The organism is Peredibacter starrii (assembly GCF_034259205.1).
In the GTDB taxonomy this organism is placed as follows: domain Bacteria; phylum Bdellovibrionota; class Bacteriovoracia; order Bacteriovoracales; family Bacteriovoracaceae; genus Peredibacter; species Peredibacter starrii.
Genome location: NZ_CP139487.1, coordinates 3,871,934 through 3,887,908 on the forward strand (window position 1 = coordinate 3,871,934; position 15,975 = coordinate 3,887,908).

A 15,975-nucleotide genomic window follows, 5' to 3' on the forward strand; every position below is an offset into this window, starting at 1 on the left:
CTACTAGCACTCACAAAGTGCAAGGAAAGCTTATGGAATACAATTTCTCAGAACTCGAACCCAAGTGGCAAAAATACTGGGACGATAACAAAACTTTTAAAACCGTCGTTGATCAGAACAAACCAAAATATTACGTTCTCGACATGTTCCCTTATCCATCTGGTGCTGGTCTTCACGTAGGTCACCCCGAAGGTTATACGGCCACAGATATCATGGCGCGCTTTAAGCGTATGAAGGGCTTCAACGTTCTTCACCCAATGGGTTGGGACTCTTTCGGTCTTCCGGCCGAAAACCATGCGATGAAAACTGGGATTCACCCAAACATCACAACTCAGGAAAACATCAAAACTTTCAAACGTCAGTTGAAGATGCTTGGCTTCTCATATGACTGGGACCGCGAGATCGCGACTTCTAACATTGATTACTACAAGTGGACTCAGTGGATCTTCGTTCAGCTTTTCAACAAAGGTCTGGCCTACGAATCACACATGATGGTGAACTGGTGTCCAAATCTTAAAACCGTGCTTGCTAACGAAGAAGTGATTAACGGTAAGTCTGAAGTTGGTGGTCACCCGGTGATCAGAAAACCAATGAAGCAGTGGATGCTAAGAATTACTGAATACGCTGAACGTCTTCTTCAAGATCTTGATCTTGTAGACTGGCCTGAATCAGTAAAAGAAATGCAACGTGTGTGGATCGGTAAATCAGAAGGCGCCATTGTGAGTTTCGCGGTAGAAGGCAAAACTGACATGATTGATGTCTTCACTTCTCGTCCGGATACACTTTTCGGTGCCACATATATGGTGCTTGCTCCTGAGCACAAACTAGTTGATATCATCACAACTGATGCTCAAAAAAACGAGATCGCAAAGTACCGTGAAGTAACAGCACTTAAATCAGATCTGGAAAGAACTGAGCTTAACAAAGACAAGACAGGTGCTTTCACTGGTGCTTATGCCATTAACCCGGCCAACAAAAAGAAGATCCCGGTTTATATCGCTGACTACGTTCTGAACACATACGGCACTGGTGCCATCATGTCAGTTCCGGGTCACGATGAAAGAGATCATGAGTTCGCAAAGAAGTTCAACCTTCCAATCGTAGAAGTGGTAAAAGGCGGAAACGTTGATGAAGCTGCTTTCACAGAAGATGGCGAGCACGTTAACTCTGATTTCCTAAATGGTCTCAATAAAGAAAACGCGATCAAGAAAATGATCGTTTGGCTTGAAGACAATAAAATCGGCTCTAAGAAAATTAATTACAAACTTCGTGACTGGTTGTTTTCTCGCCAGCGTTACTGGGGTGAACCGTTCCCAATTCTTAAATATGAAGATGGTACAGTTCGTTGTCTTGATGTTGATGAACTTCCGGTCGCTCTTCCTCAGGTTGAGAAATACGAACCGTCTGGAACTGGTGAATCTCCACTTGCCACAATTGATGAGTGGTTAAACGTTATTGATCCTAAGACTGGCAAGAAAGCGAAGCGCGAAACAAACACAATGCCTCAGTGGGCCGGTTCTTGTTGGTACTACCTTCGTTTCTGTGATCCTCAAAATACAGAGCGCCCTTGGGACTCAAAAATTGAAAACTACTGGATGCCAGTTGACCTCTACGTAGGTGGTGCTGAGCACGCGGTTCTTCACCTTCTTTACTCTCGTTTCTGGCACAAGGTTCTTTTCGACCTTGGTCTCGTTTCAACGAAAGAGCCTTTTTACAAGCTGGTTAACCAAGGGATGATCCTTGGTGAAGACGGCGAGAAGATGAGTAAGTCACGTGGAAACGTGGTGAACCCGGATTCAGTAGTAAATGAATTTGGTGCTGATACTCTTCGTCTTTATGAAATGTTCATGGGTCCACTTGAGAAAGTGAAGCCTTGGAACGCCAATGGTGTGAAAGGTGTTTATAATTTCCTTAACCGTGCTGCTCGTTTCTTCCTGGATAAGGAAAACTACGCTACTGGTACTGAAGACGTATCAAACGTAAAAGAGCTTCATAAGCTGATTAAGAAAGTGACCGAAGACATCGAAGGCATGCGCTTTAACACGGCCATCTCTCAGATGATGATCTTTGTGAACCACGTTTATAAAACAGGAAAAGTGTCGAAAGAAACTGCGGAGAAATTCGCCATGGTTCTTTCTCCATTTGCACCTCACTTGGGCGAAGAGCTCTGGTCATTCCTTGGCCATACTAAGTCTCTTGCTTACGAGAAGTGGCCTGAATTTAACGCTGAACTTGCCAAAGATTCTATGATCACGGTTGCAGTTCAAGTGAATGGAAAAACTCGTGGAACTTTCGAAGTGGATGCTGACATCTCGAAAGAAAACCTGATGGCCATCATTAAATCTGATGAGAAAATTGCAAAGTATCTCGCAGGCACGATTGTGAAAGAGATCTATGTACCAGGTAAGATTTGTAACTTTGTTGTAAAAGAATAATATAGTTGGCAGTGGGGACCTTCTCCCCACTGCTTTACCCTCTTAAGAAACCTACCATAAGCGCTCTGAATATTAGACTTCAAGAACCTTCAGTTCTCTCAACCTACCAATGCTGCATTCGAAAAATCATGCTCAGAATAGAATAGAGCCTTGAGCGAACATTTGATTTATATCACGATTTTGTGTTCGACAGTGGATTTGAGTGATTGGTAAAGGGTAAGACATGAAACCTGGTTCTCTTGTCCTTGAAAATTCTCATCCGTTCAAAGAGCTTCACTGTCCCTTTCAACTTAAACCGAATGAACATTCGAACTTCGTGATGAAGGACGCTCCTGGATTTATTTTCATCAAAGAAGGATTCATGCGGATCGGGTATAAACGAAGCAGTCATATTCAGACTGTTCGTATCGCGGGCCCAGGTGAAATCGTGGGCTTCGGGAACTGGAAATATCCTGATCGTTATGTGGCAATTGCTTTGGGACAGGTGAATGCCGTCTTCATCGACAAGGACCTTTTTGAAAAACAACTTACTGTTGATCCTCAAATCTCAAAAGAGATTTTTGATATGAATATCTTCCAGGTCATGCTTCGGGATGAAAGAATCTGTACTCTCCAAAATCCTACAGTAAGAGGTAGAATTGCCGGAACACTGGTGAGTCTTTCTGATAAGTTTGGAAAGTATGATGCTCAAGGACGCCTGGAAATTCTCGCGACTGTAGATAGAAAAATACTGGCAGAACTTTCAAGTACGGTGGTTGAGACTCTGGCGCGCACTCTGACTGAATTTGAAAACAAAGGCATTATCGAGAGACAGGGTAAGACCATTTTTATTCTGGACTACCCTGCCCTTGTTCAAGCATCCGATCATAATTAAGCAGCCGCTTTAGATTCATGATTCTGATAGAATTCAATCGTCTCGGCCTCTTTGCCGTGATGTCCTTCCACAAAATCTTTCAGTTGATTAACCAGGCCCAAAAGCTCATTCGCTTCTGAAGACATATTATCTGATGAAGAGGCCACTTCTTCTGAGAATGAAGCAGTTTGCTGAATAGCTGAATCTAAGTGGTGCATGGCCTTTGAAATTTGCTCAATTCCATGGGCCTGCTCTTGAGAGGCGGCCGAGATTTCAGAGTTCAAATCTGCCACTCGTTTTACCGAGGTCACAATTTCCTGAAGCACGATGCCTGATTGACTCGCTCTTTGGTAACCTTCCTGACCCATTCTCACGTTCTCAGAAATAAGTTCATTGATGTTCTTTGCGGCTGCGGCCGATCTTTGAGCAAGACCCCTTACCGCGTCCGCCACTACCGCAAAACCTTTTCCTTGTTCACCGGCACGTGCCGCTTCAACTGCCGCATTCAAAGCGAGGAGATTGGTTTGAAATGAAATTTCATCAATCACGTTAGTGATCTCTTCAATCTTCTTAGAAGACTTCGACATGTCGTTCATAGCATCGATAAGTTTTTTAAGTTCAGTCTCTCCACTTTGGGCAGAGTTAAATGACTTCTGAGAAAGTGCATTGGCCTCACGAGCGTGATCAGAATTTAACTTCACCATTGAAGATAGCTCTTCCAGGGCGGAAACAGTTTCCTCAACTGAGGCCGCAGAACTAGACGCACCTTCAGAAAGACGAACAGAAGCAGAATTCATCTCACCACTGGCATATGAAGTCTTCTCAGTAGACCCCATGATCTTAGTCGCGATATCTTGAAGAGTTGTAGATATAATATTCGAGAAAATAGCACCAACAACAAGAGCGAATATGAGAACTGCAATGGCGAGGGAGAATATGAAAATATTCGTGAAGGCCGCAGATGATTGAGCATCGTTAACGTAAGTCTTTGCTAGTTCCATTTCATGGGCCTTTAGATTTGTAATGGCCTTTTCAAATTTCGCCGCAGACTCTGGACACTCGACAAAGAAAATTGTTTCAAGGGTCGCCTTCATCCCTGGATCAGTTGAGTGATAAGCATTCACCGCACGCTCACCAATTTTACTGAACTGTAACCATTCAGATTGAAGAATGGCGTAAAGTTCTTTTTGCTTAGGTAATTTCACATTCAAAGAATATTCACGATTGGCCTCAATAAAGGCCGATTGCGCTTCTGCCAAACCTTTTAGTGATTTTGCCGCCACATCCTAAGGGAGATTCATCAATCCCAAAGTGCGCAGATTGATTCTGATGCTTTGATAGCTTAGGAACATTTCATTCAGTTTATTGAGACTTGGAAGAGCAGAATCCGCGACTAAGTCATAGCTGTTAGAAACCTTGGAACTTCCATAATAAGAGACTCCTCCAATGAAAACACTCATAAGAGAAAGAAAAACACACAGAACAAGAAGTTTTTTTTTAAGGCCAACATTCTTCAACATAAAGCTTCCTTTACAAAGTTGAACACTGAGTATTTCGGGAGTCCTTTATGAAAGCTTAAGAAAGTTTAATTGATTTAAGACAATGTAGAGGGTTTGTAGAATTCGTAACCCCCTAACAATTGATTGAATATCAAGATCGTTAGGGAGTTGTTAAGAGTTGATTAACCAAATACAGGAACGAAGTGATTGAGCAGAGTCATTCCAAGACCAGATAAAACTGGGATCGTTAGATTGTCATCAATGTTGAATGCTGAAACGAGTTCAGAAGCAGCACCAATTACTCCAGACACGATTGCGAACACTAGGATATGAGTTCCAAGAGTCGCCGTATTCATCACATAAAAAAGAGTAATGAGGTAACAAGTGAAGAAGCCCGCCACTGCACCTTGAAGAGATTTGTTCGGTAGGATTTTATCTTTCCCGTACAGCACTCCAAAAAAAGATGAAAGTGGATCAGAGAAAACTAGAAACATTACAGAAATGATGGCGATGTCTCTTTGGTAGAAAAATAGAGAAATTGACACGCCCAATGCATAAAACGGAAGACCACTCATCCCTTCTTTTTCAGAACGGCGCATTAGTGGACCCATTAGTTTGATTACGAGTTTATTAAAGGGAGGATATTTTGCGCGAATGATGTCGGCCATGAAACCGGCCACAGCAATCGCCATGATAATGATGGCGAAAGTATTTGTAGAAGCATCCATCTGATGGAACATGAACAAGCCGAGAGACCCAGTTGAAATGTGCCAAAGCTTTCTAAGTATGTGAAGATCTGATCTTTTATGTAAAACCGTCTCAAAAGACGAATTGTATTTCTGGCCTTGAGATGCTGACATCCCTGCTCCTTCGCAATTAAAAAAGGGATTTAAACAAAATCCCCCTAGAATCAATAAAAAACAAAGTTCAACCAATTTAAAGGATTCCACCCCTATCGTCTACCCCCATTAGCACTCAGGTATCCTCGGACCACCCATAAATCTTGAAAATCATTCATGAAAGAACCTTTCCAAACCACAATTTAGCTTCATATAATTTCAGGATATGGAATTAGAATCAGAGGCGGAAATTTCGCCTGAGAATATGAAAAAAATATGGGCCGTTGGTGGCGGTAAGGGTGGCGTTGGTAAGAGTCTTGTCTCTGCGAACGTTGCGATTTGCCTTGCGCTAATGGGTAACAAAGTTGTGGCCGTGGACCTGGATCTTGGTGGAGCAAACCTTCACACTTGTTTAGGTCTTCCGATTCCGCAAACGACTCTTTCGGACTACGTATCGAAAAAGGTCGATAACTTTGAAGACCTACTGGTAACGACCCCAATCAATAACCTTAAAATCATTTCTGGGGCACAGGATGAACTGGGCATGGCGAATTTAAAGCACATGCACAAAAACCAGATCATCAAGAAGCTCTCAGAGCTTGATGCCGACTACATCCTATTTGACTTGGGTGCGGGTACGGCCTTCAACACGATCGATTTCTTTATCAGTGCTGATAAAGGAATCTTAGTTGTTCTTCCTGAACCAACTTCAATTGAGAATACTTATCGCTTCATCAAGTCAGTGTTCTACCGTCGTTTAAAAATGGTGGATGGAATTGCTGAGATTGAACCTCTTATCAACGAAGCGATGAATGCGAAACTTTCCCTTGGTGGAACAACTTCACCAGCAGATCTGATTCGCAAGATCACTGAAATCAATCCTGAAGTTGGTCGTCGAGTTAAAGAAGAAATGGCGGATTTCCGTCCTAATTTGATCATCAACCAGGTTCGCTCTCAAGCGGACATTGATATCGGTTACTCTATTCAGAGCATCTGCCGTAAGTACTTTGGTATCGAGATGACTTTCCCTGGTTATCTTGATTACGACCAATCAGTTTGGCAGAGTGTGAGAAAGAGAAAGCCTCTTCTCATTGAATATCCAAATTCAAAACTGGTGAATAATTTTGATCGTATCGTTAACCGTTTGATCGAATCTTAGAGGTAAAAGCGCATGGATGCTGAAAAGAAAAACTATTACGAAGTCCTTGAGATCGAAACAAACGCGACTCCGAATCAAATCGAGAACGCCTACATTCGTGCTCGTAATGCTTACTCTGGTGACAGTGTTGCTCTTTACTCGCTTATGACTAAAGACGAGTGTGATAATATTCTTGGCCAAATTGAAGAGGCCTACTCTGTTCTTGGTTTCCCTGAAAAGCGTCGTGAATACGATCGCCTTCGCGGTTTCAACCAAGGTGGAATCTCTCCACAAGCAAATCCAGATAAGATTCACATGGTTCTTACTGTGGAAGACCGTAAGAATGAATCGATTCAATATGAAAACTTTGGCTCTAACCTCATTGAGGCAAGAGTTTCTAAGATCACTGCTCAAAAGAAATTCGGTCTTGAGTTCTCTGAGAACGCGGACATGGAAAGAAAAATTCGTGAAGCGAGTGACTTCCCTGGCTCATTCTTAAAAGAGATTCGTGAGTATAAAAACGTATCGATTGAACGTATGGCCGAGATGACAAGAATTTCTAAGACTCATTTGACTGCAATTGAAAACGAAGATGTGTCTAAACTTCCTGCGGAAGTTTATGTTCGCGGTTATGTTTATCAATTCGCGAAAGTTTTAAAGCTTAATCCAGACACAGTGGCCAACAGCTACCTTCTGCATTTTAAAAAGCTTAGAACACAAAAATAATGTCTTCCGAACCAGATAACACCGACGAAACCCAGAACTATACCGTCACCGTCACTAACGAAGACCGTGAAGAGTATAAGCGTCTGGATGTTTACTTAGCTCAGAAGCTTCCGCAGTTTTCTCGCTCTACGCTTCGTCGTTTATTTGATGATGAAGAAATTTCCAGTGACGTGAAGCTCTCTATTAATAAGATGCCTCCGGCCGGAACGGTGATTGAAGTTGAAATTCCTCCTCCGGTACCAACTGATCTCATCGCAGAAAATATCCCTTTAGATATTCTGTTTGAAGATAAACATCTCATCATCATTAATAAACCTGCGGGTCTGGTGGTTCATCCAGCTCCCGGCCACTATACTGGCACCTTAGTGAATGCCATCCTCTATCACTGTCCGGATCTAAAGGGCATTGGTGCAGAGAAGAGACCTGGAATTGTTCACCGTCTTGATATGGGAACTTCTGGTGTAATGGTAGTTGCAAAAGATCAGGCGACTCATGAAGGGCTCGTAAGTCTTTTCTCGATCCATGATATTGATAGAAAATACGAAGCACTCGTCGGTGGCCAGCCGGCCCAGCAAGGTGGCACGATCACAACGACAATTGGCAGACACCCGACTCACCGTCAGAAAATGGCGGCAAACGTGAAAAACGGAAAGACCGCTGTTACTCATTATAAAGTTCTTAAGCAGTATAAGGGCGCGGCCCATATGGAACTTCGACTGCAAACCGGTCGAACTCACCAGATTCGTGTGCACATGTCACAAATGCTTCACACGCCCGTCTTATGTGATCCCATCTATGGTGGAAGTGATTCGCACTTAAAGCGCACTCCGGATTCCATCCGCCAGAGACTAATTGATTATCCTTATCAACTGCTTCACGCCAAGGAGCTGGGATTCGTACATCCGATTACCAAAGAGAAGCTCCATTTCACGGCGCCTCCACCAGAAATATTCCAAGCGGCACTCAAAGCTTTCTCAGAGTGAAATTTAGAGCTACAATAGGTGGCATGGATATTCCTTATTCTTCGAATCTCAATCGCGGTCGATTTGAGACCTGGACCCACAAACCTGACATGTTTTTAGTTCATGCCCATCAAGTGCATGGTACTGATATCGTTTCGATGGAAACACTTCCCTGCGAAGCGGATGGACTGGTTGTTTCGTGGGAAGAATTTGAACAACCGCTGGCCATTAAGACTGCGGATTGTTTACCAGTCGTCATTGAAGGTGAAAAAGGTGTGGTGTTTCTTCATGCGGGATGGAGAGGACTTGCTCATGGGATCTTAGAGCGGCCTGAAATCGCCATGATCAAACCACAAAGAGTCCTGATTGGACCTTGTATTCATGAATGTTGCTTTGAGGTTTCTCCTGATTTTGGTGAGAATTTTAAGGGTTCTCCCTTTTTCACCAAGCGTGGAGACAAAAACTATTTCAATCTTCCGGAGGAGGCCAAACGCCGCCTGAGAGAAACTTTTCCTCAGCTTCTGGTTGAAGTCGCCCCTTACTGCACATGTTGTAATGAAAATTTTAATAGCTATCGTCGAAATAAAACTACAGAAAGAAACTGGAATATCTACATAAAAGGATGATCTCAATGGAACAGAAAAAAAGCCTCACCATGAACGGCATGACCGGGCCAAATTTTCTTTTTATCTTAAATGCGGTGGGCATGATTGCAGTGAGTATTTATCTCACAACTCACTTCTACGATGTTCTCTACCCAACTAAACTGGGTGGAGCGAGCACACTTTGTAACATATCTAATTTTTTTAATTGTGATGCTGCTACCTATTCTAAGATTTCAAACATCGCTGGAGTGCCGATTTCATTCTTCGGAATCATCGTTGGTCTATTGTTCTTATTCACGAGCTTAATGCCAGGTGAATCACTTGAGAAAACTTCAAGTGCCGTAGCAAAATATAACTTCATTGGCTGCGTACTGCTTTTCATTTTCTCACTCGCAGTTCTTGGAAGCCTATGTCCTTTCTGTACTCTTTATTACATCCTTTCAGGTGTTGCCTTTTTCCTTATGTGGAAATATGGCTCAAACTCTTGGGTACCGGATTTTAAAGTAGCAGGTCTTTGGGCAGTTCTTCTTATCGGCGGCTCGGCCTTCATGTACATGACAACGAAAGAGAAAGCTGATGTGAATGCTAAGATCTCTAAGAGCATCGTAGAGCAATTCAGAAAGCTTGGTTCAAGTGGTGATCCGGATGTTGAGTCTCCTTATAAGATTCACATGGCAACTGAGAAATTCGCTGATTCTCCAATTCGTATTACGGTATTTTCTGACTTCCAATGTCCATTCTGTAAGGTCGTGGCCGAGCAGATGCACGAAATCATCAGAAGATATCCGAATAAAGTAAGTATTCAGTATATGTTCTTCCCACTAGATGCTAAATGTAACTCAAACGTAAAAGGTCGCTTCCACGAGAGTGCATGTGACGCTGCTATGCTAGCTGCTTGTGATGAGAAGAAGTTTGTGTCTCTGCACGATGAAATCTTCGCAAATCAAGATAAACTGCAATCAGGCGTTCTTGCTGATCTTGCCAAGAAGTATGAACTGAATGGTTGTTTTGAGAATGAAACAATCAAGAATCGTGTGATCGAAGCGATCAATCAAGGTACAAAATACAACCTGAAGTCGACTCCAACGATCATTATTAACGGTAAGAAGATTGAAGGAACAATTCCTAACAATCAATTCTTCGCGATCTTTGAAGATATTTTAAGCGGAAACTAAGATGTTTATTGAGACCCATTGCCATCTGGATTATTTAAAGGCCCTCCCTCTGGAAGAGATCAGAAAGCTCATCTCCGAGGCCGGCATTCAAAAAGTTGTGACCATTGGCGTGGACCCTCTCAATCTCGATAAAGTTCAAGAACTATCTCAGAATTGCCCTGAGGTGTATTACACTCAGGGCATTCATCCTCACGATGCCAAAGAAGCAACTGACGTAGAATTTAACAAGATTCGCACTCGTGGCGCTGAACCGAAGATGGTGGCAGTGGGTGAAATTGGTCTTGATTACCACTACAACAACTCCCCTCCTGAAATTCAAAAAACGGTATTTGAACAACAATTGCAAATTGCTTGTGACTTAGATCTTCCAGTTGTGATTCACACCCGTGAAGCTGACGAGGACACCAAGGCCATTCTTAGAAACTTCTCAAGCAAACTAAAACGCCGTGGGGTGATTCACAGTTTCACCTCGAGCCTGGATCTGGCAGAGTTTGTTCTTGGCGAAGGTTACTACATAGGTTTTAACGGCATTATTACCTTTAAAAAGGCCGAGAACGTTCAGGAAGTGGTGAAGATCACCCCTACTTCGAAAATCCTTTTTGAAACCGATTCTCCGTTTTTAACACCAGTTCCTCATCGTGGGAAAGAAAACGCTCCCTACTATTTACCATTCGTAGCAGCAAAAATCGCAGAATTAAAAAATGTTGATTTGGAAAAATTGAAGGCCGAAGTTTATCAGAATTCGTTCAGCTGTTTTTCGAAACTCGCTAATTCATAATCCTAAAAACTTTCATGAGTAGTGTGTCTTGCGGATGCTGTCCTAACAGAAAGCCTTTGATAGCACTCAACTCAATTTCATAGAGATCAGCGAGCTCCTGTGGAATAATTTCCGGCAAGCGTCCATCCAGACGAGAAAAATAAACTTCCAAAATTTTTGAGCGTTCGTATTGTTCCAGAACAGAGCGCACATGGTGAGCGTCGTTAATCCCAGAGTGATTTTCTGACATTTCCACTGGTAGCATAAATTCCTTCTTTTTGTGACACCATTAGGAGAGATTTGGTGCCACACTGTCTTACGTCAAATGAGATTTCAATTATCTCACTAGAGGGTTCGTCCCTCGCGAAGCAGCCTGATAGTTTTACTGCAAAATGACTGACAACAAAATGATTGTTAAACTTTGTTAGGTTCTTACACCCATAACTTTAGATTTATTTGCGGTTTACTTCATAACTCGTCCTCTACCTCGCACGCTTGAGTGTCTTTTCATTCGGAAACAAACAAGGTCTCTTCTTAGGAGCTTTAACTCAAAGGAGTTCCAATGAAATGGATTTTTGTGTTTCTCCTTGTGTCTAGTTCAGCTTTTGCGAAATGCGATCTGGCTCCTCTCAAGGATGAAATCATTTCTAAGTACAAAGACCCCATGCCTGTCACAAATGAAAAAGGTGAAGTTGGACATGCCCTGGCCAAGAACTTCAAAATCTCTGATTACTTGATGAGACTTCCAACGGAGTATGTTCTCACCGCAAACTTTGAGTTGGATATAAAATGGGAAACAGGTTTGACTCAATCAGTGAGAACATTAGTGGTAGGATCGGTGAATCCAAGGACATGTAAGATCGATAAGTTTAATAACGAGCAAGTTGCGGCAAAATAAAAAAGGGCCCGAAGGCCCTTCATTATTTAACAGATTTTACGCACATGTATGTCATCGTGTAGTTATAGGGAAGATTCACCAGCATTCCGCTGTTACCCATTGGCCACATCGCACTCACAACACTGTAACCGCTGTAATCAGTGGCGGCCCATTCAGTTTTAAGACCCATATTCACGCCACCATGATAAGCACCAAGACCAAATAGAGTTGTTAATTCTTTGACCGTAGCTAGTCGCTCGCCGCGTGCACTACAATAGGCAGCAACTTGTTGAAGCATATAGCGGTATTGAACGTTACCGTTTGTTGGAAAAGTTCTCACTCCTGAGATCACAAGATTTTCATAACCAATTTTCATCTTAAGCGGGAACGTTGTCTTGTGAACTGAATTGAACACCTGGCTCGCAAGAGCGTATCCAACGACATTAAGATTTAGAACTGAGCCTCTTGAAGCAAAACTGCGAGAGATGCCTGTCTCTTTATTTGAAACACGAAGTACTGTGTAAACACCAGAGCCTGGTCTTACTCCCCACATAAGTTGAAGATCATATTTAGAAGCATTTACAGACCAATCAAGACGTCTTACCCCGCCTTCATTCTCATAGGCATCATTCAGTAGTTCTAAACCACTGCGCACATAATTCGCCAGGGTTTCACCCATGCCAGCTTTTGCAACCTGACGACGATCATAAACGCGATCATCAAACTGAAGCACCATCTCCATGGCCTCCATTCCCATAGCACCTCTTTCCATCAGGTACATCGCCTGGCGAATGTAGTTATCTCTTAGCTCTGAAGTTGTTTGAGAAAAGCTCTCATCGAATTCAGCGATATCAAGACCCTGATAATTTGAAATTCTAGGGTTAAGTTGAATCTCACCGCCATTCCAGAATGAAGGAGCGGCGAAAGCATTGAATGAGGCCAAAAGCATTAAACCAATGAACATTTTCATGATGATCTTCTTTAACGAGTTAATATTTGCGCCATAACATAATGGAATTTGAGGCACGGCAACAGTGGGCCTGTAGGAAATATATATGTCATTAATTCCGAGTCTCTGGCCCCTCACTCTAAGGGCCTCTATTATGCCTCTATATGCTGAAAGTTATTACCTTTACCATCGTCGCGATCATCGCTTCAGGGGCCCGGGCCTCGGATTTGGGTATTAACTATTCTGCGGCCAATGACCTGCTCCTGACTGCTCCAAGCTGTGAGGAACTTGTTTCGCAACATCAATCTATCTGCAATTGGAAAAAGAATATTGAGCCAAGTTTCAAAACGCCGGTGATTCAGACGAGCTCGTGTAAAAAAATTTCGAGCAAATCATTCTCTATGATTGTTTCCAGTTGTCTGCCAGAATTTGTGAAAGCAAATCAACATAAGAAACTTTTTAAGAGCGGGGCCAATTGTTGGGGAACTGCTCTAAGCTTTAAGAAAATTTCAAATCGACCAAGATTCATTTGGTCACAGGAAATGAAGTACTGGCTGGATAGTCCGGTTTGTCGCAAGCTTGCTCCCAAAGAACAGAAACTTCCGGGCGATATCATCAATACATTTGGTCCTGAGTATATTTTTGAAAAAGATGAAGCATCCAACAAAGGCATTCAATTTTGGGAGGCCCTCTTTCCTGGGCGTTTAACGGCGCCTCAAGTTGATGGTGGTTATTCCGGTTATCACAACTTTCTTCACTCTGAGACATTTATCAGTGACAAACTTGCCTTCGGTAAAGACTCTCCCAATCAGCTCGACAGATTTGAATTTCATCCCATGAATGAAGTTTATGGTCGCTCGAAAGATGTAGATTGCCAGGAAAACCAAACGCGATCTCCTCACTACCGCGAGAATCAAAATCCGCCTAGGCCAATTAAAGGTAGTAAGTGCGATTATTTCTCTCTCGCTTATCGATGTGAGAATTTTGAAAACTACTTTGCTAAACAAACGCTGACGGCCAGTGATGAGGACAATCTTGCGACCATTAAGCGATTGCAAGCTGTGCAAGACAAACTCTTTCCACTCTTAACTATTGCTGGAAAAACTTTTCCTAAGAATGAAATTTCTCAGATGGTGAAAGAAGCAGATTTAATTGCGAAAGAGAGTTTGGAAGAGTTGAAAATTGCCGGAGATAAAAATCGTGAGATGATTCTGACTCTTAAATTCTTTACGGCCAATGGAATAAGAAAGTCGCTGGAACTCGCGGACCTCATACCACCAACGGAAGCTCTCTAAATTTTGGTTAAACAAAACTGAGCATTATTTGCTGGATCTAACAAAAAGCTTGTCTGATTTGAAAGAACAGTAGCAACTGAATCACCCGTTCCAATCGAAGCAAAACAGAGCGTTGAATTCCCATGATCATACCAGACCACCATATCTGCGGATGTTGAACCATCTGCGGCCCTAGAGCGTCCGATAAAAAATTGTCCACTACCAACAGTAGGTGTGGCACCTGGGTCAAGATTTTCATGTACCATGAAATGCGATTCCACACTAATTGATTGAGCACCAGTTTCATCTAAACTTGTGCAATGAGCGGCATCAGCATAGGTAACAAGTCTCTGATGGAAGGCCATTTCAGTTGAATCGACCCAGTAATCAGGTTCTTGAAAAAACCTGGCGATCGGACCTGGTCCTCCTGGATCAAAACAAGGAGTAACAATATCCCGATCCCAAATTTCCTGAAAAGTACAACTGGTAATCCCGCCTGCGACACATATGGCTCCATTGTTTCCGCTATTTCCAGGGCCACCGCCACTTCCACCTGATGAACTAGCACTCCCCCCAGAAACGTCAATAAACCCTTCGCAGGCCGAAAGAAAACCAAGAAGAAGAAGCAGAGAAAGTCGTAAGATCATGAATCTCTCCAAAAAAGCCTATGTTCACTTTTTCGGAGATAATTCTAAAAGAATTAAGAAGAGGTTAAAATATCGCTTTATTCGCTTTTATTTAAATATTTTCTTTATTTATGGCTTATCGACCTTAAATCCAGACAGCATATTCCCCAAACTCGTCTTAGGCTCCGGCTGCCCTCTTTGGGGCTTAGGAGCTTCACGCTTAGGCTCAGGACGTTCTTGTCTTTCTTCATGATGATGCTCTTCTTCCTGAATGTATTCAGGATAGAAAGGAAGCTCAGACTTATAAACAATACGATCCAAGTGCTTCACAAATCCAGACCAGTGACCAGTATTGTTATCAGTCTTACGAATGATATCGAATGAACCCATTTTTGAATCCATGAGATCAATCAAGTGCACTAGGTAAGCCTCAGAAGTCTGAGGAATTTTTGGTGATCCGTATTCATACTCTCCATGGTGGGCCAGGAGGATATGTTTAATGTGCATTTTTGTGTAGTGAGGGAAATTTTTAATCTTATAAGAGAAGCGATCAACGATCTCTAGCCCCTTAACCAAGTGGCCAACCAATTTTCCTTCTTCTGTATACTCAACGTTCACGCCGTCAGTCAGCTCATAGATCTTACAAATATCGTGCAAGATACAACCGGCCACCACGTAGTTCTCGTTCACCTTGTAATGCTTAGAAAGGTGAAGTGCCAATTCTGTACAAGAAAGGATGTGCTCTAAAAGACCAGAGCGGTAAGCATGATGAATCGACTTCCCTGCTTGCCAGATTTTCAGACGACGAGCGATTTCTCCATCAGTGATGATATTTCTTAATAGGTCACGAATGTAAACATCTGTCAGCCCATCAACGATGTTCAAAAGCTTCTTGTACATCACTTCCGGATCCTCAACCGCCTTCATCACGAAGTCGTCCAGGCTCACGTCGTTTTGTTCCACTTTCTCAATGTGAGCAATGATAAACTGCTTACGGCCCTGATAGAAATTCACCTTCCCACGAACCTTAACAAAGGTCCCCTTCGAGATGTTCTTCTCGATCTCAGCCGAATAATGCCAAAGACGAGCTTCCATCTCCCCTGTTGAGTCAGTCAGGATGATATTGAAGTATTTCTTACCGTCCTTCCCTTCCATTACGTTGAAGATTTTAACCAGGAAAACAGATTCAATTTCTTCTTTACCCTGCAAATCGGAGATAAAAAGTTTTGTCATTGTAGAACTCGTGCGTTAAGTGCCTAA

At 42.6% G+C, this 15,975-nt stretch carries 17 protein-coding genes; 10 read left to right on the plus strand and 7 right to left on the minus strand.

The features are described 5' to 3' along the window. Window positions 1–32: 32 nt before the first annotated feature. A complete protein-coding gene (leuS, locus tag SOO65_RS19420) occupies window positions 33–2,435 on the plus strand; it encodes a leucine--tRNA ligase (protein ID WP_321394487.1) in 2,403 nt (800 codons plus the stop codon). A 223-nt stretch (window positions 2,436–2,658) separates the two neighbouring features. Beyond that, a complete protein-coding gene (locus tag SOO65_RS19425) occupies window positions 2,659–3,309 on the plus strand; it encodes a Crp/Fnr family transcriptional regulator (protein ID WP_321394490.1) in 651 nt (216 codons plus the stop codon). Here the strand turns inward: SOO65_RS19425 and SOO65_RS19430 are convergent. From SOO65_RS19430 to SOO65_RS19440, 3 genes are all read right to left on the minus strand, one after another. After that, complete coding sequence (locus SOO65_RS19430; RefSeq protein WP_321394493.1) at window positions 3,306–4,571, minus strand: methyl-accepting chemotaxis protein; 1,266 nt, start codon at window positions 4,569–4,571, stop codon at window positions 3,306–3,308. The genes SOO65_RS19425 and SOO65_RS19430 overlap by 4 nt on opposite strands. A 3-nt stretch (window positions 4,572–4,574) precedes the next feature. Beyond that, on the minus strand, window positions 4,575–4,808 hold the full coding sequence (locus tag SOO65_RS19435; protein ID WP_321394496.1) for a CHASE3 domain-containing protein: 234 nt from the start codon (window positions 4,806–4,808) through the stop codon (window positions 4,575–4,577). 161 nt (window positions 4,809–4,969) lie between these two features. Continuing rightward, the gene (locus SOO65_RS19440) at window positions 4,970–5,647 is read right to left on the minus strand and encodes a diacylglycerol/polyprenol kinase family protein (RefSeq protein ID WP_321394499.1); all 678 of its coding nucleotides are present in this window, start codon (window positions 5,645–5,647) and stop codon (window positions 4,970–4,972) included. Window positions 5,648–5,852: 205 nt separating this feature from the next. Here SOO65_RS19440 and SOO65_RS19445 point away from each other — a divergent pair, with 205 nt between their 5' ends. The 6 genes from SOO65_RS19445 to SOO65_RS19470 are packed head-to-tail and all read left to right on the plus strand — an operon-like array spanning window position 5,853 to window position 11,010. After that, window positions 5,853–6,785, plus strand: coding sequence for a P-loop NTPase (locus SOO65_RS19445; protein WP_321394502.1), 933 nt, complete (start codon window positions 5,853–5,855; stop codon window positions 6,783–6,785). Between the two features lie 12 nt (window positions 6,786–6,797). Next, window positions 6,798–7,490 carry a helix-turn-helix domain-containing protein gene (locus SOO65_RS19450; RefSeq protein ID WP_321394504.1) on the plus strand — a complete coding sequence of 231 codons (693 nt, stop codon included), beginning with the start codon at window positions 6,798–6,800 and terminating at the stop codon, window positions 7,488–7,490. Next, complete coding sequence (locus SOO65_RS19455) at window positions 7,490–8,473, plus strand: RluA family pseudouridine synthase (protein WP_321394506.1); 984 nt, start codon at window positions 7,490–7,492, stop codon at window positions 8,471–8,473. The genes SOO65_RS19450 and SOO65_RS19455 overlap by 1 nt, the downstream gene beginning before the upstream one ends. A 23-nt stretch (window positions 8,474–8,496) precedes the next feature. After that, entirely contained in the window at window positions 8,497–9,078 is a 582-nt protein-coding gene (locus SOO65_RS19460; protein WP_321394510.1) for a purine nucleoside phosphorylase YfiH/LACC1 family protein, read from the plus strand. Between the two features lie 5 nt (window positions 9,079–9,083). Further along, window positions 9,084–10,232, plus strand: a complete 1,149-nt coding sequence (locus tag SOO65_RS19465) for a vitamin K epoxide reductase/DsbA family protein (RefSeq protein ID WP_321394514.1) — start codon at window positions 9,084–9,086, stop codon at window positions 10,230–10,232. Between the two features lies 1 nt (window position 10,233). Further along, a complete protein-coding gene (locus SOO65_RS19470) occupies window positions 10,234–11,010 on the plus strand; it encodes a TatD family hydrolase (RefSeq protein ID WP_321394517.1) in 777 nt (258 codons plus the stop codon). Here SOO65_RS19470 and SOO65_RS19475 read toward each other — a convergent pair. Next, window positions 11,000–11,254, minus strand: coding sequence for a hypothetical protein (locus SOO65_RS19475; protein WP_321394520.1), 255 nt, complete (start codon window positions 11,252–11,254; stop codon window positions 11,000–11,002). The genes SOO65_RS19470 and SOO65_RS19475 overlap by 11 nt on opposite strands. Window positions 11,255–11,551: 297 nt before the next feature. On the opposite strand from SOO65_RS19475, the gene SOO65_RS19480 reads away from it, so the two are divergent. Beyond that, entirely contained in the window at window positions 11,552–11,887 is a 336-nt protein-coding gene (locus SOO65_RS19480) for a hypothetical protein (RefSeq protein ID WP_321394523.1), read from the plus strand. A gap of 22 nt (window positions 11,888–11,909) precedes the next feature. On the opposite strand, the gene SOO65_RS19485 is transcribed toward SOO65_RS19480, so the two are convergent. Beyond that, window positions 11,910–12,836, minus strand: coding sequence for a hypothetical protein (locus SOO65_RS19485; protein ID WP_321394527.1), 927 nt, complete (start codon window positions 12,834–12,836; stop codon window positions 11,910–11,912). Between the two features lie 143 nt (window positions 12,837–12,979). On the opposite strand from SOO65_RS19485, the gene SOO65_RS19490 reads away from it, so the two are divergent. Next, the gene (locus tag SOO65_RS19490) at window positions 12,980–14,110 is read left to right on the plus strand and encodes a hypothetical protein (RefSeq protein WP_321394530.1); all 1,131 of its coding nucleotides are present in this window, start codon (window positions 12,980–12,982) and stop codon (window positions 14,108–14,110) included. Here the strand turns inward: SOO65_RS19490 and SOO65_RS19495 are convergent. Next, window positions 14,107–14,736, minus strand: a complete 630-nt coding sequence (locus SOO65_RS19495) for a hypothetical protein (protein WP_321394533.1) — start codon at window positions 14,734–14,736, stop codon at window positions 14,107–14,109. The two genes, SOO65_RS19490 and SOO65_RS19495, sit on opposite strands and share 4 nt — an antisense overlap. Window positions 14,737–14,844: 108 nt before the next feature. Then, window positions 14,845–15,948, minus strand: coding sequence for a 3'-5' exoribonuclease YhaM family protein (locus SOO65_RS19500; protein ID WP_321394536.1), 1,104 nt, complete (start codon window positions 15,946–15,948; stop codon window positions 14,845–14,847). Window positions 15,949–15,975: the final 27 nt, after the last annotated feature.

Coding starts and splice junctions, on each gene's coding strand:
- leuS (WP_321394487.1), top strand. CDS start 33: ATGGAATACAATTTCTCAGAACTCGAACCCAAGTGGCAAAAATACTGG.
- SOO65_RS19425 (WP_321394490.1), top strand. CDS start 2,659: ATGAAACCTGGTTCTCTTGTCCTTGAAAATTCTCATCCGTTCAAAGAG.
- SOO65_RS19435 (WP_321394496.1), bottom strand. CDS start 4,808: ATGTTGAAGAATGTTGGCCTTAAAAAAAAACTTCTTGTTCTGTGTGTT.
- SOO65_RS19440 (WP_321394499.1), bottom strand. CDS start 5,647: ATGTCAGCATCTCAAGGCCAGAAATACAATTCGTCTTTTGAGACGGTT.
- SOO65_RS19445 (WP_321394502.1), top strand. CDS start 5,853: ATGGAATTAGAATCAGAGGCGGAAATTTCGCCTGAGAATATGAAAAAA.
- SOO65_RS19450 (WP_321394504.1), top strand. CDS start 6,798: ATGGATGCTGAAAAGAAAAACTATTACGAAGTCCTTGAGATCGAAACA.
- SOO65_RS19455 (WP_321394506.1), top strand. CDS start 7,490: ATGTCTTCCGAACCAGATAACACCGACGAAACCCAGAACTATACCGTC.
- SOO65_RS19460 (WP_321394510.1), top strand. CDS start 8,497: ATGGATATTCCTTATTCTTCGAATCTCAATCGCGGTCGATTTGAGACC.
- SOO65_RS19465 (WP_321394514.1), top strand. CDS start 9,084: ATGGAACAGAAAAAAAGCCTCACCATGAACGGCATGACCGGGCCAAAT.
- SOO65_RS19470 (WP_321394517.1), top strand. CDS start 10,234: ATGTTTATTGAGACCCATTGCCATCTGGATTATTTAAAGGCCCTCCCT.
- SOO65_RS19475 (WP_321394520.1), bottom strand. CDS start 11,254: ATGCTACCAGTGGAAATGTCAGAAAATCACTCTGGGATTAACGACGCT.
- SOO65_RS19480 (WP_321394523.1), top strand. CDS start 11,552: ATGAAATGGATTTTTGTGTTTCTCCTTGTGTCTAGTTCAGCTTTTGCG.
- SOO65_RS19485 (WP_321394527.1), bottom strand. CDS start 12,836: ATGAAAATGTTCATTGGTTTAATGCTTTTGGCCTCATTCAATGCTTTC.
- SOO65_RS19490 (WP_321394530.1), top strand. CDS start 12,980: ATGCTGAAAGTTATTACCTTTACCATCGTCGCGATCATCGCTTCAGGG.
- SOO65_RS19495 (WP_321394533.1), bottom strand. CDS start 14,736: ATGATCTTACGACTTTCTCTGCTTCTTCTTCTTGGTTTTCTTTCGGCC.
- SOO65_RS19500 (WP_321394536.1), bottom strand. CDS start 15,948: ATGACAAAACTTTTTATCTCCGATTTGCAGGGTAAAGAAGAAATTGAA.